Source organism: Silvimonas amylolytica (genome assembly GCF_014645555.1).
Lineage (GTDB): Bacteria > Pseudomonadota > Gammaproteobacteria > Burkholderiales > Chitinibacteraceae > Silvimonas > Silvimonas amylolytica.
Genome location: NZ_BMLY01000011.1, coordinates 63640 through 85646, shown reverse-complemented (window position 1 = coordinate 85646; position 22007 = coordinate 63640). Strand labels below are relative to the sequence as shown.

23 protein-coding genes are annotated in these 22007 nt (G+C 58.0%); 3 read left to right on the top strand and 20 right to left on the bottom strand.

The window, feature by feature from the left end:
* Window positions 1-2520 (bottom strand): DNA translocase FtsK (locus IEX44_RS20390; protein WP_268238912.1); only part of this gene is annotated, 2520 nt, incomplete at its 3' end.
* 220 nt (window positions 2521-2740) lie between these two features.
* Window positions 2741-3643, bottom strand: coding sequence for an ion channel (locus IEX44_RS20385; RefSeq protein WP_188698647.1), 903 nt, complete (start codon window positions 3641-3643; stop codon window positions 2741-2743).
* A gap of 297 nt (window positions 3644-3940) precedes the next feature.
* On the opposite strand from IEX44_RS20385, the gene bioA reads away from it, so the two are divergent.
* Both bioA and IEX44_RS20375 read left to right on the top strand, forming a co-directional pair.
* A complete protein-coding gene (gene bioA / locus IEX44_RS20380) occupies window positions 3941-5332 on the top strand; it encodes an adenosylmethionine--8-amino-7-oxononanoate transaminase (RefSeq protein WP_188698644.1) in 1392 nt (463 codons plus the stop codon).
* Window positions 5316-6932 (top strand): cyclic-di-GMP receptor FimW-related protein, encoded by a 1617-nt coding sequence (locus IEX44_RS20375; protein ID WP_188698641.1) that lies wholly within the window; start codon window positions 5316-5318, stop codon window positions 6930-6932. Before bioA ends, IEX44_RS20375 begins: the two co-directional genes overlap by 17 nt.
* Here IEX44_RS20375 and IEX44_RS20370 read toward each other — a convergent pair.
* The 15 genes from IEX44_RS20370 to IEX44_RS20300 form a co-directional block, all read right to left on the bottom strand.
* Window positions 6929-7873 (bottom strand): tyrosine recombinase XerC, encoded by a 945-nt coding sequence (locus IEX44_RS20370; RefSeq protein ID WP_188698638.1) that lies wholly within the window; start codon window positions 7871-7873, stop codon window positions 6929-6931. The genes IEX44_RS20375 and IEX44_RS20370 overlap by 4 nt on opposite strands.
* 6 nt (window positions 7874-7879) lie before the next feature.
* Window positions 7880-8590: a DUF484 family protein gene (locus IEX44_RS20365; RefSeq protein WP_188698652.1), complete on the bottom strand. Its 711-nt coding sequence runs from the start codon at window positions 8588-8590 to the stop codon at window positions 7880-7882.
* A 54-nt stretch (window positions 8591-8644) separates the two neighbouring features.
* On the bottom strand, window positions 8645-9475 hold the full coding sequence (dapF, locus tag IEX44_RS20360) for a diaminopimelate epimerase (RefSeq protein WP_188698635.1): 831 nt from the start codon (window positions 9473-9475) through the stop codon (window positions 8645-8647).
* Window positions 9476-9563: 88 nt separating this feature from the next.
* A complete protein-coding gene (locus tag IEX44_RS20355; RefSeq protein WP_188698631.1) occupies window positions 9564-9977 on the bottom strand; it encodes a CoA-binding protein in 414 nt (137 codons plus the stop codon).
* A 106-nt stretch (window positions 9978-10083) separates the two neighbouring features.
* A complete protein-coding gene (locus IEX44_RS20350) occupies window positions 10084-10467 on the bottom strand; it encodes a Rid family detoxifying hydrolase (protein WP_188698628.1) in 384 nt (127 codons plus the stop codon).
* 50 nt (window positions 10468-10517) lie between these two features.
* Complete coding sequence (gene hemW / locus IEX44_RS20345) at window positions 10518-11705, bottom strand: radical SAM family heme chaperone HemW (protein WP_188698625.1); 1188 nt, start codon at window positions 11703-11705, stop codon at window positions 10518-10520.
* A gap of 51 nt (window positions 11706-11756) precedes the next feature.
* Window positions 11757-12080 (bottom strand): hypothetical protein, encoded by a 324-nt coding sequence (locus IEX44_RS20340; RefSeq protein WP_188698623.1) that lies wholly within the window; start codon window positions 12078-12080, stop codon window positions 11757-11759.
* Window positions 12081-12124: 44 nt separating this feature from the next.
* A complete protein-coding gene (locus IEX44_RS20335; protein ID WP_188698620.1) occupies window positions 12125-12871 on the bottom strand; it encodes a metallophosphoesterase family protein in 747 nt (248 codons plus the stop codon).
* Between the two features lie 15 nt (window positions 12872-12886).
* On the bottom strand, window positions 12887-13111 hold the full coding sequence (locus IEX44_RS20330) for a hypothetical protein (RefSeq protein WP_188698617.1): 225 nt from the start codon (window positions 13109-13111) through the stop codon (window positions 12887-12889).
* Complete coding sequence (gene rdgB / locus IEX44_RS20325; protein WP_188698614.1) at window positions 13111-13707, bottom strand: RdgB/HAM1 family non-canonical purine NTP pyrophosphatase; 597 nt, start codon at window positions 13705-13707, stop codon at window positions 13111-13113. Before rdgB ends, IEX44_RS20330 begins: the two co-directional genes overlap by 1 nt.
* Before the next feature lie 25 nt (window positions 13708-13732).
* The gene (gene dusA / locus IEX44_RS20320; protein ID WP_229679365.1) at window positions 13733-14686 is read right to left on the bottom strand and encodes a tRNA dihydrouridine(20/20a) synthase DusA; all 954 of its coding nucleotides are present in this window, start codon (window positions 14684-14686) and stop codon (window positions 13733-13735) included.
* A 253-nt stretch (window positions 14687-14939) separates the two neighbouring features.
* Entirely contained in the window at window positions 14940-15647 is a 708-nt protein-coding gene (locus IEX44_RS20315) for a hypothetical protein (protein ID WP_188698609.1), read from the bottom strand.
* Window positions 15648-15839: 192 nt separating this feature from the next.
* Entirely contained in the window at window positions 15840-16556 is a 717-nt protein-coding gene (gene rph / locus IEX44_RS20310) for a ribonuclease PH (RefSeq protein ID WP_188698607.1), read from the bottom strand.
* Window positions 16557-16679: 123 nt separating this feature from the next.
* Window positions 16680-17591 carry a PP2C family protein-serine/threonine phosphatase gene (locus IEX44_RS20305; protein WP_188698606.1) on the bottom strand — a complete coding sequence of 304 codons (912 nt, stop codon included), beginning with the start codon at window positions 17589-17591 and terminating at the stop codon, window positions 16680-16682.
* Complete coding sequence (locus tag IEX44_RS20300) at window positions 17588-18556, bottom strand: serine/threonine protein kinase (RefSeq protein ID WP_188698604.1); 969 nt, start codon at window positions 18554-18556, stop codon at window positions 17588-17590. The genes IEX44_RS20305 and IEX44_RS20300 overlap by 4 nt, the downstream gene beginning before the upstream one ends.
* A 269-nt stretch (window positions 18557-18825) precedes the next feature.
* Between IEX44_RS20300 and IEX44_RS20295 the strand changes: the two genes are divergently transcribed.
* Window positions 18826-19692 (top strand): YicC/YloC family endoribonuclease, encoded by an 867-nt coding sequence (locus IEX44_RS20295; RefSeq protein WP_188698601.1) that lies wholly within the window; start codon window positions 18826-18828, stop codon window positions 19690-19692.
* 77 nt (window positions 19693-19769) lie between these two features.
* On the opposite strand, the gene ulaA is transcribed toward IEX44_RS20295, so the two are convergent.
* From ulaA to IEX44_RS20280, 3 genes are read right to left on the bottom strand one after another with little or no spacing between them, the layout of a single operon-like run.
* Window positions 19770-21026 (bottom strand): PTS ascorbate transporter subunit IIC, encoded by a 1257-nt coding sequence (gene ulaA, locus IEX44_RS20290; RefSeq protein ID WP_188698599.1) that lies wholly within the window; start codon window positions 21024-21026, stop codon window positions 19770-19772.
* Window positions 21027-21084: 58 nt separating this feature from the next.
* Window positions 21085-21351: a PTS sugar transporter subunit IIB gene (locus tag IEX44_RS20285; RefSeq protein ID WP_188698596.1), complete on the bottom strand. Its 267-nt coding sequence runs from the start codon at window positions 21349-21351 to the stop codon at window positions 21085-21087.
* A 34-nt stretch (window positions 21352-21385) separates the two neighbouring features.
* Window positions 21386-21835, bottom strand: coding sequence for a PTS sugar transporter subunit IIA (locus IEX44_RS20280; protein ID WP_188698593.1), 450 nt, complete (start codon window positions 21833-21835; stop codon window positions 21386-21388).
* Window positions 21836-22007 lie beyond the last annotated feature (172 nt).

Here is a 22007-nt window from a genome sequence, read left to right as displayed (position 1 = left end):
CAGCAGCGACAGGATCATCGCATTCACACCGACCGACTTGCCCGAACCCGTGGTACCCGCGACCAGCATGTGCGGTGCCTTGGCCAGATCAGTCACCACCGGCTTGCCGGTGATGTCCTTGCCCAGGGCCATGGTCAGTTTGGAGTGGGAGCCAAAAAACTCTTCTGCCCCCAGAATTTCCGAGAGGCGGATCATTTGCCGGGTCGGGTTCGGGAGTTCCAGCCCCATGCACGTCTTGCCGGGGATGGTTTCCACCACACGAATCGACACCAGACCCAGCGCGCGGGCCAGATCTTTCATCAGGTTCACCACCTGTGCGCCGCGAACGCCTACCGCAGGCTCAACTTCGTAACGGGTGATGACCGGGCCGGCGAATGCATCCAGCACACTCACCTTTACCTTGAACTCGGCCAGTTTCTCTTCAATCACGATGCCGCGATCAATCAGCTCGTCCTGGCTGATCGGATCAATGGCCTGAGCCGGGGGCTGGAGTAAATCCAGCCCAGGCAGGCAACTTTCATCGTAAAGCGGGCGCGGGGGCGGAGCCGGAACCGGCGCGGGGCGATTGATCAACTCTGAGGCCCAGGCCGACGGTTGGTACTCGCCGCTCGTTGCCACTTGCTCAGCGATACTGGCCGTAGAGTTTTGCCAGGGCGCGAGCACCGGCACGGCCGGCGCAGGCGCAGCGGGCAACTGGGCTGCTTCGGGAGGCTGCGTTTCTTCTGCGGGCTCCTCGGCGACCGCGTCATCGACTTCATCCGCTTCTTCCCATGGCATGGGCTGCCAACGCATCGGCGTGAAGGCAGGGCTTGCGACAGGCTCGGCAACCGGCGACCCGACGGCGACCGCAGCTGGCATGATCACGGTCGTGATGACCGCTTGTGGCGTTGGGCGCTCTGCCGCTGGCTCTTGCTCAATGGCGGGCAAGGGCACTTCCTGTATCGCGGGCCATGTGTGCGGCTCATCGACAAACACAGGCGCTGGCGCAGCTGCAACGGCGAGTTCAGCAGTGGTGACCGGTTCGGGAGCTTGCCATGCTGGCATCTCGGGCAATACCAGATCGGGGGCGACCGGGCTGGCATCGGCGGCTTGCTGTGGACGTTGCCAGAACGGGCGAGGCGCCATCGGGGCGGGCTCGACCGCCGGGGTTGGCGTAGTTTGTACAGTCGTCGGGACCGGTGCGGCATCAGGTACTGGTGCAACGGTGTAACTCTGGGCTGTTCGCAAGGCGCGGCCGCTTTGGTAGCGCGGCGCGAGCGTTGGTTCCGCCTGGGGCTCTTGCGTCGTCGGCGCTGCGGCTGGCATGACCTGCGATTCGACGGGTTCTTCCACCTGAGGCGGGACAGCAGCGCGCTGAACAGGGCGACGTGCACTGATAAAGACCGCATCTTCTGCGTTGCTAACCGTGCGGCTGCCGCGCACCACGATCGGAGTGGGAGTCGCTGTCGCTCTGGCTACTTCAGGTATGGTTGTCTGATCAACAGGGCGTGTATTTTGAGTGGTGATGCGCTGTGTATCGCGATGGCCGTGCATGGATTGCAAGCGGGCACGGATCTCATTGGCATCAATGCGCGGCAGGTCTGCCTTGGGCGCTGGCGCAGGGCGTTCCTCCGGCTGGCGTGACAGATACCGCGGCGGCTGCAACACCTGATCCAGCCCTAGCACAGGCAACGGTTTCGGAGCAGGCGCGGGTGTCGGTCGCTGGAACGGTTTATCCAGCGTGATGACGGGCAGTGGAGAGCCGGCAGGCACGGTGTTGACGGATGCCGTGTGACGGGTATCGAGTTTTTCTGCAGCGCGTGCCAGTGCGGCTTGATGCGTGTCATGCTCGGCGCTGACAGTAGGCGCAGGCGCATCTGGTACCTCGACAGGGCTCTCTGCATCCGGTGCGGTGACGTGTTCAGGCGCGGACCAGGTCCGCGTAAACCATGCACGCAGATTGGGCGTAGCGGATGCGGCCGGTACAGGCGCCGGTAGCGGTGTTTCTATCGTGTCCGCTTCTTCGGGATCATCGGCCTGAGTAGACGCGGGATCCGCTTCGGACCGGGGAAAGGGTAATTTTTCAGTGAGCTGCTGGACGCCTTGCTCCAGCCATGCGCCAACCAGTTCGGTCAGCGCATTCCAGCGCATATCAGCCCACAACGGGATGCCCGCGCCGGTCCCCGCCGCCAGGACGAGCAGACCCACAGCCGGGTGGCCGGCGGCAACGATCAAGTGCCCGGCCAGTGCGCCACTCACGATCAGCAATACATAACCTGCAGCGCTGCGCCAGCCCGGACGGGTGATGCGCAAGGGTTGCTGGCGTAATGCTTGATAACTCGCGATGCCGGCGCCAAAAATGAGCCACCAGCCGCCGATGCCAAACAGCGTGCGCCACCATTGTGGCCAATGAGAAATCTGAAAAATAAATGCCATGCAACAGGCAAACGCCAACAGGGCGATGCGGGCTACAGGCAGAAAGCCGCCGCCAATGCGGCCGAAAGACGGGCGCGGCGTAGGTTGCGGTTGGCCTTGAGTCATATCCGGTATTTCTATGTCTGCGTTACGGGCGAAAGGTGAACGGACGTTCTGTCTCGCCAAACCGGCAATCATAAGCCGCAACGGGGCCGGCGTCATCAGCTACGGCGCATAGCGTGACGTGTTTGAAACGTGTATGGGATAGGCGGCGGCTTTGTACGGAAGAAGCGCGGTCAACGACACCTGTGCCAAACGATCTCCAGCCGCTCGTGCCAGCCTCACCTCATCCGGTTGGCTGTTCCGTCACGACCAGGGGTCTGATCTCATTCATACGGCTGTAGTCGACGTGCGTCTGACCATGCTCATCTGTGTATAAGAGATCGGCATAGGCGTACTGCCAGCGGATCAGCATGTGATCGTAACTCTGGCGGGAGCGCATGGTCTGCGTGGTGGTTTCATCGGTGCCATCCAGACTGAGCACCAGCATGCTGTCAGTGCGGGCCAGATCGGCTGCGGTCATGCCAAAAAGCGGGCTGGACTGGTCAATGACGTGCATGAGCGTCCAACTCAGGACAAACATGGGATGTTGTTGGCGAACCAGGCCCAGATCATGGATGCGGCGGATTTGCAGCCCCTCGACCGAGCTTTCCTGGCGAATCAAGCGCAAGCGGGCGGAAGCATCGACGATGACGTTCTGGCGGGCATTGGCGGCGCGCATCATCAACATCATCTGGCCATCAACGGGGCGGATCACCGGGTTATGGGAAAACATGATGCGTGCATGCGGACGGGAAAACCGGGCAAACATCACGCCGGTAATCAGGGCAATGCTCATCATCCCGGTAAAAATCTCTACTGTGGCAATGATGTGACCATAAACCGACTGCGGATGCATGTCGCCATATCCGACAGTAGCGATGGTCTCGACACTAAAGAAAAATGCACCCCAGAAACCGGCGGGATACTGGTTGGCAATGGGGTGTAAACCCGCGCAGTAAAAAGTGGCAAAAATCAGGTTCAAAAGCAGAAAAGCGATGCCGACCAGTAGAAAGAAAACTGGCCATCTCATCATCATGCAGCGATGATACAGATCACTCCAGATCTGCGTTTGCAAGCCATGTGTAATGATTTCCCGATCGCCCAGAAGCGCCACATTGTTGCTCTTGGGTAAATGAAGCTCAAACATGTTTGTATGCCTGATTGGTTGTTTTTCGGTCTAACTCAGGGTGCTGCTTCGGTGTTTGAGCGGCGCACAAATTGCCCTTTTTGGGAAGCGATTTACGTCACTTGTGCCGAAAATTGTCACCACAAAATTAACTGAATTGAATTAATTTAGAAAGCAATAAGTAATTTTTTAAGTAATTAGCATATGGTGCTTAACAGGTGCCCCAAGAATCGTATAACCTGCCGCTCAATCGGTTTTTTATGGGTGACGACTGGTACTTTGTTGAACCATCGCAACATGGAAATATCCGAAGTCTGTATGCAGGAGACAAAACTGGAAAGCCCGACAAGCCAGCCTGGCGCAGCCAATCACAATGACAGCCTTCTGGCGCGTAGTCGCCAGGCGGTATGGCACCCGTGTACCCAGATGAAGCGTCTGGAAACCTTCCCGCTGATTCCGATCGAGCGCGGTGAGGGCGTCTGGCTGTACGACAGTAATGGCAAGCGCTACCTCGATGGTGTTTCCAGCTGGTGGGTTAACCTGTTTGGCCATGGCGAGCCGCGCATCAAAAATGCCATCAAGCAACAACTCGATACGCTCGAGCATGTCATGCTGGCCGGGTTCACGCATCGGCCGGTTGTCGAGCTTTCTGAGCGCCTGGGCGCACTGACCGGGCTTGGGCATGCGTTTTATGGTTCTGACGGTGCCTCCGCGACCGAGATTGCGCTCAAGATGTCTGCGCACTACCACAAGAACAATGGCAAACCGGGCAAGCATCGGTTTGTCTATCTGGCCGGCAGCTATCATGGCGAAACCATCGGCGCATTGTCTGTGACCGATGTGCCGGTGTTTCGCAGTGCGTATTCGAGTCTGGTGCGTGATAACTTCATCGCGCCCTCGCCGGATGCGCGTCTGGCCGGGGCGGGCGAAACCGCGCGTGATGTCGCTGAAGCCGCAGCCAATGGCATCGCCGCGATCCTAGCTGCACATCACGAAGAAATCTCTGCCGTCATTCTGGAGCCGCTGGTGCAAGGGGCAGCCGGAATGGCCATGTATGACCCGCATTACCTGACACGCGTGCGTGCACTGTGCGATCAATATCAGGTGCATTTGATCGCAGACGAAATCGCCGTCGGTTTTGGCCGCACCGGCACCTTGTTCGGTTGTGAGCAGGCGCAGATCAAACCGGACTTTCTGTGCGTCTCCAAAGGCATCACCGGCGGTTTCTTGCCGTTGGCAGTCGTGCTGACCACAGATGATGTCTACCAGGCGTTTTACGACGAAGATGTCACGCGCGGCTTTTTGCATTCGCATTCTTATACCGGCAACCCGTTGGCGTGTGCTGCGGCGCTGGCGGTGCTGGATATCTTTGAAAAAGACGATGTGATCGCGACCAATCGGGCGCGTGCGGCCCGCTGGTCGAAACGCTTTGCCGGTTTCGCCCGACACGAGCGGGTAAGCCACTATCGTAATACGGGCATGATCTGGGCTTTCGACGTGGATGACTCGCGTCCCGGTTTCGCCCAGCGCATGTACCGTGCCGCGCTTGCGCAGGGTTTGTTGTTGCGCCCGATCGGCAATACCGTTTATTTCATGCCCCCGTATGTCATGCAGGACGACGAAGCCGACTGGCTCGTAGAGGGTGCTGCCCAGGCCTTGCAAGCCGCCCTGGGTGGGCAAGAGGAGCTGGACGATGCAGCTATCGCTTGATCTGCCGCAACCGGATGCCCGGTTGGCCGCCATCGTGGAGACGGATTCGCGTGCCCTGCGCATGTGGCTGATTGGTTTGCCCAGTGGCCACGTGCTGGAAACCGGTCGACAGATTTTCGATTCTCTTGCTTCGTGCAACCGCACCGTGCTGGAAGCGGATGTCCGCATCAAATTGCTTGATGAATATCGTCGCGTACTGGATGTCATGTCGGGCGATTTTGCCGCGCAAGCGGTATCGCAAGGCATGCCCATGCGGGATAAGCCACGCCAGGCCATGTTGCTGATGCGCAATCTGTGGCTGGAACTGGCGGGTGGCTACAAGATTGCGTTGGTGGAGCGCGTGGAAAAGCGCTCCTTCTTCAGTGGTAACGCCAAGCAACAAGTGCCGCAGTTGGTGCAGCTGGTCATGCTGTTGTTCTACCGCGCCTATCAGCTTGATTGCCGGATGGCCATGCCGCCTTTCTCTGGCATGTGGCGGGAGTTGCATCAGCTATTTCAACTGATGGCGCAGTCGCGCCAACTGGACGAACCGCATCTGGATGAGGTCGGGCCGCCAGTGGGCGTGCTGTACAAGCGCATCGTATTGTTGTCTCTGGCTGATCCCCTGCGCTTCTCGACCATCGAACTCGAAAAAGTCATCGAGATCATCGACAACTACGCGCCAGCCGCGCATTTCCAGCCGGTGGCGCAGCATGCGGGCACGGGCGGGTTCTTCCTCGCCCGGCTGGATACAGACGAACCGCCAGCCTACTACGGCAATAACCTGCCGGGTGATTACACCGGCCCGGCCATGCTCATCGATACCATTGAGCTGGGAAAAAAACTGCACAAAATGCTGCAGGGGCTGGAGACCAAAGCGCCAGCAGTGCCAGATCGGGTGAAGATTCAGTTCTGGATGGATATTCTGCGTCGCCTGCTCAAGCAATGGAGTATTGCCCCGCGGCGCATGTTCCAGCGCATTCCCAAAGATGCCACCGTAGATCTGTGCGTTGGTTTCAAGCACGTCGCCCCTTGCGCGATGGATGTGGATGTACCGCTGCCACCAGATCAACTGGAGCACGCTGGCATTACCACTGAACTGCATGTGCAGGACTGGGCGGTCGTCGATGAAAGTCCGGGTGGTTATGCACTGGCCAAGCGCGAGGCGCCGCCAGAGCGTCTGCGCGTGGGTGAACTGGTGTCGGTACGCCCGCAAGAGGCCGGCGGCAACTGGATGTACGCGGCGGTGCGCTGGATTCAGCAAAGTGAGGACGGTGCGCTGGAAATTGGTGTGCAAATCTTTGCACCCAAGGCGGAGCTGGGTTTGCTGCGCAATGCAGATGCGGCGTCATCCATTGCCCCGACGCCGGTGCTGATGTTGCCGACGATGTCCATTCTGCGCCAGCCAGCGCGCGTACTTGCGCCACGCGGTACGTTCGTCAAGGGCGGGCAGTTTCGTGTCGACACGGGCAGCGATACCATCATGCTGACTGCGGTGCGCCTCGTTGAACAGCAAGCCGGGTTTGACCTGTTTGAGTTTGACGTGCCGGTGGATGAGGCTGTTGAACAAGGTCCGGCCAAGGATGCCCAGGCTGTACGCCAGCCCTATAGTGGCCGCTAGGTTTCTGCTTGGTCTTCGCTAGCCAGCGGCGCGTCAGAATCTGTCGCGCCGTTTTCGTTTTGGCGGCGGGCACGAGGGTGGTGGGCATCGTAGCTTTTGGCGAGTACTTTCCAGTCCAGATGCGTGTACACCTGTGTCGTGGACAGGTTGGCATGCCCCAATAGCTCTTGTACCGCACGCAAATCCCCCGAATTCTGCAACAGATGCGTGGCACAGCTGTGGCGCAGCTTGTGCGGATGCAAGGGCTCGGCGATGCCCAGACGCGCTTCCCAGGTCTTGAATCGTGCCTGAATCGCACGCGTGGTCAGTGGTTTGCCGTGCTGGCCGACAAAGACATGCGTGCAATCAGGCTGGGCAACCAGCGTGCGCTCGTGCATCCATACGTCGATGGCCTCAATGGCTTTGCTGCCAATTGGCACCATGCGCGTCTTGTTGCCCTTGCCGGTAATGCGCGCCAGACCACCTGCCAGATCAACGTCGGACAATTGCACGTTCACCAGTTCAGAGACGCGCAGACCAGATGAATACGCCAGTTCGAACATGGCTTTGTCGCGGGCACTGAGCGTGTCGTCATCCGGCATGTTTTCCAGCAGGCCAACGGCGGCATCTTCAGACATGGCTTTGGGCAGCCGCTGGCGTTTGCGTGGAGGCTTGACACTGGCCGCCGGGTCTAGCGGCCAGCCCAGATCACGCGCCATCAGCTTATAGAAGGTGCGCCAGGCCGACAGCATGCGGGCGATCGAATACGCTGATAACCCGCGCGCAGCCAGTTGCCGCACAAATCCGCGTACATCCAGCGCAGTCAGTTCATTCAGCGGTTTCTTGCCGGCTAGCGTGATGAGTTCTTGCAGGTCACGCAGGTAGGCTTTGTGCGTTTCCGGGCTGGCGTGTTTCTCGCCTTCCAGAAACTGCGCAAAGCGAGCCGACAAGTCGTCTGTCATGGCGCTTTATTGCTCGTCAGTCACCGGTAGATCAGCGTCAGTGACTTCCGCTGACAAAACGGGTGGGCCGGATGGCACCACGCGGCGGATCGCGGCCGCCAGCAACTCGGACAAGCGCTGCAGATACAAGGTGCCCATATCCGGGAAGAAGCGTTCAGGATCATCACTGGCCAGCACCATGATGCCAAAGGGCTGATCGTTGGTCCGCAGTGCAAACAATGCGAATGATTTCAGACTGGCACCCGTGCCTTCAAACCAGTCGACAACCTCATCGGTTACATACGGGCCGCAGTAAGGCGAAACCAGGTTATGGGCCAGCTTGTGAACGGCGTCACCCACCGGCGTGAACTCACGCAGTTGTGCATCAGCCGGCAGCCACAGGCGCAAAGCCACGTGGGGTACCAGGAAACGTTCTTTCAGATGGTATTCCAGCGTGCCGACGATGCCGGGCAGGTCATTGGCCTGCATCAGGCCAACGGCCAGCTTTTGCACCAGATCGGAGATCACGTCGTTTTCTTCGCCGAACTGCAAGAGTTCGCCAAGCCGTGTTTCGATGGCCCGGTTTTTCTCGCGCAGCGTCAGCAACTGACGTTCCGCCAGCGAGACGGCCTGGCCGTTGTGGCTGTGCGGCACGAAAATGTCGGCGATCTCGTCGGCATAGTCTTCAAAAAAACCGGGGTTTTCCTGCAACCATTGCATGACTTCCTGAGCTTGCATCGTCAACTCTCTTCCTGACTATGGATGTTGTTGTGTCGGGCCAGGCTGATCGTTTCAGATCTCGACCTGGCCAGTAAATACAGTCACAGCCGGCCCGGTCATCATCACCGGGGTGCCGGGGCCGTGCCAGCTGATGGTCAAGTCGCCACCATGGGTGGTGACGCGCACGGTAGGGTCCAGCAGGCCTCGGCGGATGCCGGCGACGACCGCCGCGCAAGCGCCGGTGCCGCAGGCCAGAGTTTCACCCGCACCGCGCTCATACACACGCAGTTTGATGGCGCCCCGATTGACGATCTGCATAAAGCCCGCGTTTACGCGCTGCGGGAAACGTGGGTGAGACTCAATGATCGGGCCCTGGCGTTCAACCACGCCGCTATCGACGTGATCAACCACTTGCACGGCATGCGGGTTACCCATCGACACGACGGTGATATCGGCTTGCTCGCCTTTTACATCCAGCGCATGCGTGATGTGATCGGCCTCGGCCACAAACGGGATTTCATCCGGCAACAAGCGCGGCTCGCCCATGTCGACAGTCACGAGACCGTTGGCTTCGAGTTTGGGCTTGATCACGCCCTTGGCGGTATCGACGATGATCTCGGTCTTGTCGGTCAGGCCTTGGTCGACCACAAAGCGCACAAAGCAGCGTGCGCCGTTGCCGCAATGTTCGACCTCGCCACCGTCCGAATTGAAAATGCGGTAACGAAAATCCACCCCTTCACGCTGGGCGGGTTCGACCAGCAACAACTGGTCAAAGCCAATGCCAAAATGGCGATCGCCCAGCTTGCGGATCGTCTCGGCGGAAAGCTGCACGGGCTGGCGTACGCCATCGAGCACGATGAAGTCGTTACCCAGGCCCTGCATCTTGGTAAAAGTCAGATTCATAGCAAGTCTTTGCGGATCAGTTGATCGTTGTGCTCAGGCTAAACGGCTGCGCGCTGCCTGGCAAGATGACACCGGTCTGGCGTGCCCATTAAAGACAGAGGCGCATGTATTCAATCTTGATGCACTTATCCATCACCACTACCAAACCCGCTGCGCGGGCGCGTTCGGCAGCCGCTTCGTTGACGATGCCAAGCTGAATCCAGATGGCCGGAGCCCCAATGGCAATCGCGTCATCGACCACCGCATCAATCTCTTCGGCACGGCGGAACACGTTGACCAGATCGACCTTGCCTGGCACATCCTTGAGCGTGGCATATGCCGGTTCGCCCAATACTTCCGTCACCATCGGCCGCACCGGCACAATCTGGTAACCCGCGCGCTGCATGACTTGTGATACGCCGAAGCTGGGGCGATCCGGTTTGGGCGACAAACCCACCACGGCGATCCGCTTTACGTCTTTGAGCAAAGCGCGGACTTCATCATCAGACGGGTTCTGGAACATGGCGCGGCTCCGGGTAGCTAATGCGCTTTAGATGTGGCCGGTTGCTAACAAAACCAGCCCGGCGCACAGGGCGGCCGGGCTGGCGGTGTCGGTCTGTGGCGCGGTATTACTTCGACAGCACCAGGACGGCGTCGGCTTCAACAATCGCACCCTTGGGCAAGGCGGCTGCCTGAATGGCGGCGCGGGCCGGGTAGGGCTCAACGAAGTATTCAGTCATGATTTCGTTCAGACGGGCAAAGTTGGACAGATCCGTCACAAACACACCCAGCTTCACAATGTCAGACAGATCGCCACCGGCGGCTTGGGCTACAGCGCGCAGATTGGTGAAAACCTGATGCGCCTGGGCATCAAAGCCATCCACAAGATTGCCGGAAACCGGGTCCAGACCAATCTGGCCAGACAGGTACACGGTGTCGCCCACTTTCACGGCCTGCGAATACGGACCAACGGCTTTCGGGGCTTTGTCGCTATGGATGATGGACTTGCTCATGCTGTTACTCCGGCAATCAGTCAATTGGAAAGTCTGGAGAGTGTACCCGGTCAGTCTTCCGGGAGGAACCGCTCCAGCAGCGTGTTCAGGAACCGCCGCCCGCGTTCGGTGGGTTGCACATGATGCAGATCGCGGCTGAGCAAACCATCGGCCACGGCGCGTTCAATCTCATGGACCACTTTGGTGATCGGCAAACCCGTGCGCTGGTTAAAGAGATCAATATCGAAGCCCTCGATTAGTCGCAGGGCGTTGAGCATGAATTCGAATGGCAGCTGTTCCAGTGTCACGCGCTCTTCGGTTTGCACGGCATTACCCTGTGCCATCTGGGCCAGGTATTCCGTCGGCTGCTTGTAGCGCATCTGGCGGATGATCTTGTCCGGGAAGCTGATCTTGGCGTGCGCGCCGGCACCAATACCCAGATAGTCGCCAAACCGCCAGTAATTCAGATTGTGCTTTGCCCGACGCCCCGGGCGCGCGAAGGCGCTGGTTTCGTAATGCTCGAACCCCGCGGCGGCCAGGTGCGTTTCAATGGCGTCTTGCATATCGGCGGCGGTGTCGTCATCCGGCAGCGCGGGCGGGTAGCGGTGGAACAGTGTGTTGGGTTCCAGCGTCAGGTGGTAAGCCGACAGATGTGTCGAGCCCGCAGCAATGGCGGTGTCGATGTCGCTGATGGCCTGTTCCAGACTCTGGTTTGGCAGGGCGTACATGATGTCGAGGTTGAAGTTATCGAAATGCCGCTTGGCAATCTCGATGGCCTTGTGGGCTTCTTCATCATTGTGGATACGGCCCAGCGCTTTGAGGTGGTCGCCATTAAAGCTCTGGATGCCAATCGATAAACGATTGATCCCGGCTTCACGGTAGCCAGCAAATTTCTCGGCCTCAAACGTACCCGGATTGGCTTCAAGGGTGATTTCGGCGTCGGGTAAAAGGCGCACACGGGCACGGATGCCCGCAAGGAGTTCATCCATGGCTGCTGCCGAGAACAGGCTTGGCGTACCGCCACCCATGAAAATAGTCGTGACCGGACGCCCCCACATCAGCGGCAGACAGGACTCCAGATCGCGCAACAGGGCGTCGATGTACTCGCGCTCCGGTACGCCATCACGCAAGGCGTGGCTGTTGAAGTCGCAATACGGACACTTCTTCACGCACCACGGAAAATGAATGTAGAGCGAGAGCGGCGGCAGGGCGGTCAGGCCCCAATTGGCGCTGGAAGTGGGCTGCAGGATAGCTGGCATGAGAACTCGAAACGGGGTATCCGGACGGGCGTCATTGCCCGTCGCTCAAAATCATTGGTCTGTATCGACCGGAAGTGCCTGTGCGAGCAGGAAACTGCCATCGTAAAGTGCCAGGCGCCGGCGCACGCGGTTGCGGCGGTCGAGTTCATACAAGACCTGGTAGCCTTCGGCTTCGCGGTCGGCCAGTTTGCGTTGGGTGGTCCAGTGCAATTTCAGCTGCGCGACCTGCAGTTGCGCGGCAAATTCGGGGCGCGCCAATGCGTGGTTAGCCACAGTTCTGGGCGGCGTTTCTTTCCAGCGCATCCAGTCGGCATCGGCTTTGGGGCGTGAATAAAATACGCCGTCCACTTCAAAATCAAACACAAATGCCTGCATGTACTGCGGATTCCTTCAATGTTGGGTGGCTTGCGCCGCCTGGGTTAGCGCGCGTAGCCGGTGGTCAGCGCATGTGCCCAGTCCGGGCGGCCATTGGCCTGCGCTTGTGCCGCAGCACGCTGATAGTCGTAAGGGACGGCCAGTAGTTCGGCAAACCACTGACCCTCGCATTGTTCGCAAATGGCGTAGCGCGCCAACGGCGCGCCCGTCTCGATCACGTGGGGGTAAGGGTGATCATCCTCGTAGGCCGGCAGGCCCACACTGCCGGGATTTACAATCAATTTGCCGTCTGCCGTGGCCACAATCCGTGGGTGATGCGTGTGGCCGCAAGCAATGACCTGCGCATCAATGCCGCCTGAACGCTGCCTGATTTCTTCTGCACTGGCCAGTCGCACGCCGCCTGGCTCAACGGTTTCCAGAAAGTATTCAAGATCGCTCTCTGGAGTGCCATGGCACAGAAAAACTGCCGGCCCCAACCAGGCCACGCCGGGCAAGCTGGAGAGCCAGGCCAGCGTCTCATCACTGACCTTGCTGCGAGCATAGGTGTCTGAGGGGCTGCTGTTATCCGGATTGGCCAGGTCCACCGCCAGGAGTTGCCGCTCGTGATTGCCGGCCAGTTGTATCCAGCGCTGGCGCATCAAGAATTCGGCTGTTTCTTCTGGCCAGAGCGGACCAGACAAACTGTCGCCCAGATTCACAATGGTGCTGATGCCACGGCTGTGTGCATCCACGAGGACGGCGTCCAGCGCCGGCAAGTTGCCATGGATGTCAGAGACCAGTGCGAATCGCATGGCAAGCGTGCCTGTTCAGTCCTTGTTGGCCCACGGGTTATCGAGGGCATCGACCATCCGGTGCAAGACCTCACGCATTTGCGCCGGGGCCACTTCCATCAACAGGCCGTCTTCGAAGGCGTCCTGCATCAACTGGACGATCTCGTCCAGGTTCTCGTTCATGACCTTCACTTTCTCGGTACACGACACCACACTGCCGTCTTCACGCAAAAACACGGCCCAGCGCTTTTCATCCGCCATTAAATCCCTTCCTCCCGCAATTTGGCGACCAGGGCCGCCAACGCTTTACCTCTGTGGGAGATGAGGCCTTTTTCTTCCGGCGTCAACTGCGCGACGGTGCGATTGTATTGCGGGATCAAAAACAGCGGATCGTACCCAAAACCGCCATCGCCTTGTGCTGCCTGCAAGACATAGCCGTGGCAAGTGCCATCGGCAATGAGTGGTTGCGGATCATCGGCATGGCGCACCAGCACCAGCGCGGCGTAATACCAGGCGCGGCGGTCTTCATTGCCATGCAGTGCTTCCAGCAGTTTTTCGTTATTGCGAGCGTCAGATTTGGGCTCACCCGCGTAACGGGCAGAGAACACACCCGGCGCGCCACCCAGCGTGGCCACGCAAATGCCAGAGTCATCGGCCAGTGCCGGCAACCCGGTAATGCGCGAAGCATGTCGCGCCTTGGTCAGCGCGTTCTCGATAAACGTATGAAACGGTTCTTCAGCTTCCGGCACGCCCAACTCGCCCTGCGGGACGATGTCCAGATCAAGTTGCGCAAACAGATGGCGGAACTCGCGCACTTTGCCGGTGTTATTGCTGGCCAGAACAATACGTTTCATCAATGGTTTACCTGTGTGGGCAAGGCGATCAAGCCTCAAATGGCTGACGTTGGGTTTGCGCCATGGCCGCTTCGATCAGCGAATAGTCTGCATCCTTGAGCAGTTTGGCATCGGACAGCATGCGACGCCACTGACGCGCGCCGTACTGGCCCTGGTACAAACCCAGAATATGGCGGGCGATAAACCGAAGCGGCGTGCCGGATTTAAGCTCCGCCTCAATAAACGGACGCAACGCCTGCATCACGTCTTCGCGTGTGCGTTCTACGGGTGCGGCACCGTAAAACAGCGCGTCGACGTCGGCCAGCGTGAAGGGATTCTGATAGGCCTCACGCCCCACCATTACGCCATCGACATGCTTGAGGTGTTCTGCCGTCTCGGCATGATCGGTAATACCACCGTTGATGATGATTTCCAGATGCGGAAAATCACGCTTTAACTGGTACACATAATCATATTTGAGCGGGGGGATCTCGCGGTTTTCCTTGGGCGAGAGCCCTTTCAGAATGGCATTGCGCGCATGCACGATAAACGTCTGGCAACCGGCTTCAGACACGTGTCCGACAAAATCGCGCACATAGTCATAGTGCTCGACATCATCGATGCCAATGCGGTGTTTGACGGTAATGTCGATGCCCTTGACCGCATCACGCATGCCCTTGACGCACTGGGCCACCAGTTGCGGCTCCGCCATCAGGCACGCGCCAAAACTGCCCGACTGCACGCGTTCAGACGGGCAACCCACGTTCAAGTTGACCTCGTCATAGCCCCAGTCCTCTGCAATCTTCGCACAGCGTGCCAGATCAGCCGGGTCAGACCCGCCCAGTTGCAGGGCCAACGGGTTCTCTACGTCATCAAACCGCAGATGCCGCATCTTGTCGCCATGCAAGATGGCGCCGGTGTTGATCATCTCGGTATACAGCCAGGCATGCGTGGACAGCATGCGAGCGAAGTGACGGTAATAACGGTCAGTCCAGTCCAGCATCGGGGCAATGCTGTAACGGCGGGAAGGGGCAATCGGGTTCAAGGCGTTGTTTTCTGCGGACATAAGGGCGGTTCAGGATCAGCCGGGCGCGGGGCAGGGCGATCCGGAATCATCAACAAAATCAAACTATTATCCGGGGTTTGATGGGGTGGGTCAAACTGGACTGCGGGACGGAGGGTGCTTCGGTTCTGGGCAATGTGCATTGAGAGCGAACTGAAATATCTCAATCCGGCATTCAAATAATTATTTGGCGTTATTGATTTACGGAAAAACCGGAAATAAGGTCAGAAACGGAAGCTTTTATTTTCATCCAGTCATTTACCATGCCAATCCGGAATAATACTCTTGCCTCGGACCGCATTGCTTCCGGCAGGTCAAAGGACATTTCGCATGAGGCTGTATATGAGGCTGTGTCGGAGCACGTAATGTAAACGTCTATGTGTCCGTCTGCTCCGTTATGAGTAAATAAATATTTATCTGCCCTGCCAGGTAACGATGTGGAATTAATGTATTTCTTCATTCCGAATTCGTTGCCCACTAGCGAGTAGTTTGAGCCGTACTCTCTTCCGCTTAAAAGATAGTTGACGTGTACATCGCCATGGTGTGTGTTTTCGTTGCCATCGTTCGAATTTGAATTCACGCCCACACCTACATTGTCAGGGTGATAGCCATACGCATTTCGAGGCGTGCTTTCCATCTTCGGGTAGGTAACATCAAATCGGAACGCTGCAATTTTCCTTGCAAGAACCGTGTTTCCGCGAAATTTGGCAATGGTTCCATGTTGGTTTTTCTCGTACTGGAGGAGGAGCGCGTAACGCTCCGGAATACGGACATACACGTTGCCCATCATTCCGTCATAATATTTGTTTGTACGAAAATCGCTTGAAAATGAAGCGGGAGAAAATAAAATCAGGGAAAAATAGAATAAATAATAGAGTTTTCTGATTTTAAAAGAAAGCATGTCATGCCTACAATTTTGGCCGTATTCCGGTAGAAATGAACGACTTTTTCAAATTGAACGAGGCCGGTATGGCCGCGCGTAATTCGGTTTGTGCAAGAGAGACTGGCTAAAACAATCTTTGCTTGAACAACGAGGGGCCAACCTCGGCGGAAATGAAACACGGCTGATTGGTGATTGGCCCCAGATCCGGTGTTACAGCCGCAACGCTGCCTTTTGCAAGACAATCAATTCTTTAATGCCCTTTTCCGCCAGGTCCAGCAGATGGTTCATCTCCGCCCGGCTGAACGGCACGCCCTCGGCCGTGCCCTGGATTTCCACAAACTCGCCGCTGCCGGTCATGACCACATTCATGTCGGTTTCGCAGGCGGAGTCTTCCGGGTAATCGAGATCCAGCACCGGGGTGTTTTCAAAGATGCCGACGGAGATGGCCGCGACGTGGTCTTTGAGCGGGCTTGCGGTCAGTTTGCCAGCGGCGATCAGGCCATTGATGGCATCGCTGACGGCCACAAAGGCACCGGTAATACTGGCCGTGCGGGTGCCGCCATCAGCCTGGATGACGTCGCAATCGACCAGAATCTGACGTTCGCCCAGTTTTTCCAGGTCTACCACGGCGCGCAGGCTGCGGCCGATCAGACGCTGGATTTCCTGGGTGCGGCCAGATTGCTTGCCCTGGGATGCCTCGCGGCGCATGCGGCTGTTGGTAGAACGCGGCAGCATGCCGTATTCAGCGGCGACCCAACCCTGGCCTTTGCCTTTCAGAAACGGCGGGACGTTCTCTTCCACCGTGGCGGTGCAGATGACTTTGGTGTCACCGAACTCCACCAGTACGCTGCCTTCGGCATGACGGGTGTAGTTGCGGGTCAGGCGAACCTGGCGCAGTTCATTGGCCTGGCGGTTGGAGGGGCGCATGCGGTTGTCCTTGTAACAGTCTTCTGAATGCTGCGGAGTATAGCGCAAGCGTCACCAATGACTGACGCCCGCCTGGAGGGAGTCCAGTGCGGGCGTCAGGGTGGCGCAGATCAACTGACGTCGTTATTTGGAGTAACGGGCGATCGCGCTCTGGATTTCAGAGATCGCTTTTTCAATATCGTCTTCGGTGATCTCACCGGTTTTCTTGATGTCGATCGGGTCGACATGTGTGGCAATGGTGACTTGATCCAGCTTCTGGGTAGAGACAAACGCGCTGGAAGAGACGTTGTCGTCTTCCTCTTCGTGCCAGTTGATACCCAATGCAGTCAGGTTGTCGCCAAATTTGCCACCGCGCAGATCTGCGCGATCCATTAATTGCGGAATGGAAAACAACACCGGAAAAGCGGAGAGGAACTGGGTCAGTTCGTCTTGCTCGACCGAGGCCCAGAAGCCGTCAGTACACAGCAAAATACTGTCGCCATCCGAGAGGGCAATCTTGCCGCCGACTTCAATCTCTGGCGGATATGAGCCGCCCAGGCAGCTATAAATCTTGTTTTTCTCAGGGTGGACCAACGCTTCTTCGGCGCTGATTTTGCCGTCATCGACCATGCGCTGCACTTTGGAGTGATCACGCGTGCGCGCCAGGATGCGGCTCTTGCGCACCAGGTACAAGCGCGAGTCGCCCACGTGCGCCCAATAGGCAATGCCGTCCTGGATGACACAGGCCACACAGGTGGTGCGGGGCACTTCAACCAGTTGATGGTTGGCGGCGTAGTGAAAGATCGCTTCATGCGCGCGCTGGAATGCCTCGGCCAGAAACTGGCTGGGGTTATCCAGCGAGGGCTGTGCTTTTTTCTGGAACTGGTCGGTCAGAAGCTGCACGGCAATTTGCGCGGCGACTTCACCATGCAGATGGCCACCCATGCCATCGGCCACTACCAGCAACAAGGCATCGCGGCTATACGAATAACCCACGCGATCCTGGTTGTATTTGCGACCGCCAGTCCGGCTGTCCTGGTAAATGGAGAACTTCATTCAGTCACTCGTGCAGGTTTGGTGGTCAAGGTCTGCCAGGTGCGGCGCAGTTGATGAAAAATACTGCGACGGCGAGCCGGGCGCGAGCCAGCTTCCGCCAACTGCTTTTGCAAGCCAGGTACGCTTTGCGGCCGTTCATCGGCATTCAGGCGCAGGCAGCGATCAATCATCGACAAGAGCTCCGGCGAGTAGCGATCGCCGTAACGGCTAGCCAGATCAGTCAGCTTGTCTTCCTTTAGCCGGGCATCTGCGGGAGGCGGTGCGGTGCCGGCAATGCAGGCGTACATGGTGGCGCCGACGCCGTAAATGTCGGTCCATGGGCCCAGTGAATCTTTTTTGCCATATTGTTCCGGTGCGGCAAAACCAGGCGTGTACATCGGCGTCAGCCGATTGTGCTCGCTGGTCAGTGTCTGGCGGGCAGACCCAAAGTCCAGCAAAACCGGGGAGCCATCTTTGCGGATATAAATATTGGCGGGTTTGATGTCCAGGTGCAGCAGCTTGTTCAGGTGCACCTCACGCAGCCCATGCAGCAGCGTATAGAACACGTGACGGATGAGCTTTTCATCGACCCCTTCACGGTCATGCTTGAGCTGGATTTCTTTTTGCAGCGTGCGGCCGCGCTCGTATTCCATGACCATGTAGACGGTGTCGTTGGCCCGGAAGAAGTTGAGCACGCGCACGATATTCGGGTGCGAAATATGCGCCAGCGTCTTGCCTTCTTCAAAGAAGCACTTCAGGCCATGGCGAAAGAGCGCCAGATTTTCGTCACTGGTCGCTTGCACGGCATCGCCCTCGCGGCGCAAGACCAGAGAGTTAGGCAGATATTCCTTGATCGCAACCGGATAGTCGTTCTCGTCATGCGCGAGATAGACAATACTGAAGCCACCAGCCGACAACAGCTTGGCAATCGTATAGTTCTGCAGTTGATAGCCGCGAGCCAGCGGTTGATTACTCGGCGTCGTCATTATGGGGATTGGTATACTCACTCACTTCGGCGCATTGTGAGTGGCGGCCTCTCGAAAGTAAAGGCGCTTGCTTACAAGAATCAGCGGGCGGTGCCAGAACGTAGCTAGCCGGTGATTCCACGGGCGATTGGCCGGCCGTTGTGTAGTAAGGTAGCAACAAACACCAGAATGACAGGGCGTGCACGCAGCGCGGGCGCGCGAGCCAATGCATAAAGTGCGATGAGCCGACGGGTTCGTCGCCGCAGCAGTACCAACAGCAAGGATTTCAAATGATTTACAGCATGACGGGCTTTTCCGTGGCCCAGCGCGAATTGCCCGCAGGCACATTGACGGTGGAGTTGCGCGCGGTCAATCACCGCTTTCTGGATCTCTCTGTCCGCCTGCCAGAAGAGTTCCGTGCCTTTGAAGGCGCCATCCGCGAAAAGATCGCCGGCGGCGTGGCCCGGGGCAAGGTGGAGTGTCGTATCGGTTTTAATGCCGCAGCCGGTGGCGCGGGCGAGCTCAAGCTGGACCGCGATCTGTTGCAATCGCTCATTACCGCAGCACGCACTGCGCAAGAGCTGGCGCCTGGTTCGGGCGAGCTCAAGCTGGGTGAACTGCTGCGCTGGCCGGGTGTGTTGACGCAAGCGGCGCCGCAGCCAGAGGAATTGGGCGAAGCGTGCCTGACCCTGCTGGGTGAGGTGATCAAGGATTTCACCGCCAGCCGTGGTCGCGAGGGTGAAAAGCTCAAGGCCCACCTGCTGGAACGCGTAGCCGGTATGGAGGCCATTGTTGCCGAGGTCAAGCCGAAGATTCCGCAGTTGGTGAGCGAATACGAAGCCAGGCTCAAGAGTCGTTTCCTGGAGGCCATGGGCACGCTGGATGATGATCGCGTGCGCCAGGAAATCGTTGTCTTTGCCCAGAAAATTGATGTGGATGAGGAGTTGTCCCGCCTCACCGCGCATCTGGAAGAAGTGCGCCGGATTCTGGACAAAGGCGGTGCCGTGGGTAAGCGGCTGGATTTCCTCATGCAGGAACTCAACCGCGAAGCCAATACACTGGGTTCCAAATCGGTTTCGGTGGAAACCAGCCGTGCCTCGATGGCGCTCAAGGTGCTGATCGAACAAATGCGTGAGCAAATCCAGAACCTTGAATAAACACGTCATGCGCAGCAGCACAAAAAAAGCCGGCTTATGCCGGCTTTTTTTGTTGTCACCCGCGTTGACGCGTCGGCTTAGAACGCGCGAGTGGCAAACGAGAGCAAGATGCCGACCACCCCAAAGTCGGTATCGCCAAATGTGGTCCCGGCAAAGCCGATCGCGCCCAGACCAGACAGCAGAATCGCAGGCAGGAAGCTGATCAGGATGCCGTTGGCAAACGCGCCCAGCACGGCACCGCGCAGACCGCCAGTGGCGTTGCCATAGACGCCCGCAGTGGCGCCAGTAAAGAAGTGCGGGATCAGCCCCGGTACGATCACTGCCAGACCAAAAACCGGGGTAATGAACATGGCAATCAGCCCACCCACAAAGCTGGACATGAAGCCGATGACGACGGCGTTGGGCGCAAACGGGAAGACCGACGGGCAATCCAGCGCCGGCTTGGCGTTGGGGATGAGCTTGTCAGAGATACCCTTGAAGGCAGGGACGATCTCGGAAATCAGCAAGCGTACCCCGGCCAGAATGATGTACACACCGGCAGAGAACACCAGCGCCTGCTTGATAGAGAACACCAGGAAGTTCACCCCGCCAGACAGCGTGGTCTCAATGAAGGTCGGGCCAGCGGCCAGCGACACCACAATGAACAGAATACCCATGGTCAGCGCCATGCTGATCGAGGTATCACGCAAGAAGCGCAGCGATTCGGGCACTTTGATGTCTTCTGTACTGCGGCCACTTTTGCCGACCACTTTGCCCACCAGCGCGGCGGCAATATAGCCAAAGCTGCCAAAGTGGCCCAGTGCAAAGCTGTCGCTACCCGTGACCTTGCGGGTAAACGGTTGCGACAACGCCGGCATCAACACCATCAGAATGCCCAGCAGCACGCCGCCAGTGAGAACCAGCGTGACGCCAGTCATGCCACCTGCACTCATCACGGCGACCAGCAGGCACGCCATAAACAGCGTGTGATGACCGGTCAGGAAGATGTACTTGAGCGGCGTTGTGCGGGCCAGGATCAGGTTGACCAGCATACCCAGGATCATCACATACGCCGTTTGCGTGCCGAACTGCTTCATCGCCAGCGCGACAATGGCTTCGTTGTTGGGGATGGTCCCCTTCAGGCCAAAGGCGTGGTCAAACACCTGGCGGAATATATCCAGCGAGCCGACCAGAATCTGAGCGCCTGCGCCCAGAATCACAAAGCCGAGGATGGTTTTGATGGTGCCCGCGACGACGTCAGAAACTTTGGCTTTTTGCAGCAAAAGGCCGATCAGGGCAAAGATGCCGATCAGAATGGCGGGATCGGACAGGATATCGAGCAAGAACTTGATCATTATTGTGTGACTCCCCAAACCTCAGAGAAGGCTTGCCGCCATGGGCAAGCCGCCAGGTTTATTGCAGATGCGGTGCAAGGACGGTTTTGATCTCTGCCTTGTCCATGATGTTCTTCACCGAGGCGACCTTGCGGCTGCCGTCATCCAGGTTGTCGATGATTTCGCGGGCACCCAAGAACAGGTCGGCGCGCTCGCTTTTGGCCGAAAACAGGTCAGCGTGGCCAACCTCCGCGTTGCTGCCCAGCTCTTTCAGCACGTCTTTGACAGCCATTTCCAGCATCAGACTGCTGCCCAGGCCATTGCCGCATACGATCAGGATTTTCATGAGAGTGTCTCCGTTGTTGTGAGGATGTGACCCGTTATTCGGGAATGCCGGCAATCAAGGCCAGCACCGCGTCGGCGGTGTTGGCGGCCTGGAGTTCGGCAAAGCGTTGTTCATCCATGATCAGCCGGGCCAGTTGACGCAGGGCACGTTGGTGGCTGTGGTTGTCCGTGGCAGAGAACGCGAACAAGAGGCGAGCGTGCTGATCAGGGTCGTCGCTGAACTTCACGGGCGTGGTGGTTTTCAGTAGTGACATGGCAATGGCTTTGGCGCCGGCTTCAGGGCGGGCATGCGGGATGGCCACGTCGGGGGAGATCACGATATACGGGCCGATCTTCTCCACGTTCTCGATGATGGCGTCGATGTACGCAGGAGCAATGGCACCGAGTTCGAGTAATGGCTCACAAGAAACGCGTACGGCGTCGCGCCAGTCGGTAAAACCTTCAGCAAACCGGATGCTGTCGGCGGTCAGAATGTCTTTAAGCATTGCGTTTATCCAGGTAGGTGAATGCGTAAATCCATGTTCCACCCCGATATAAACCCCCGAAATTGGAAAATTACCGATAGTGCTGAAATTGTTTCACAAGGTTTGTGCGGCAATGCATCACCGTGGCAGGTTTTTGGGATGTGTTTTTATCTCGTTGATTATTAATAAAAAT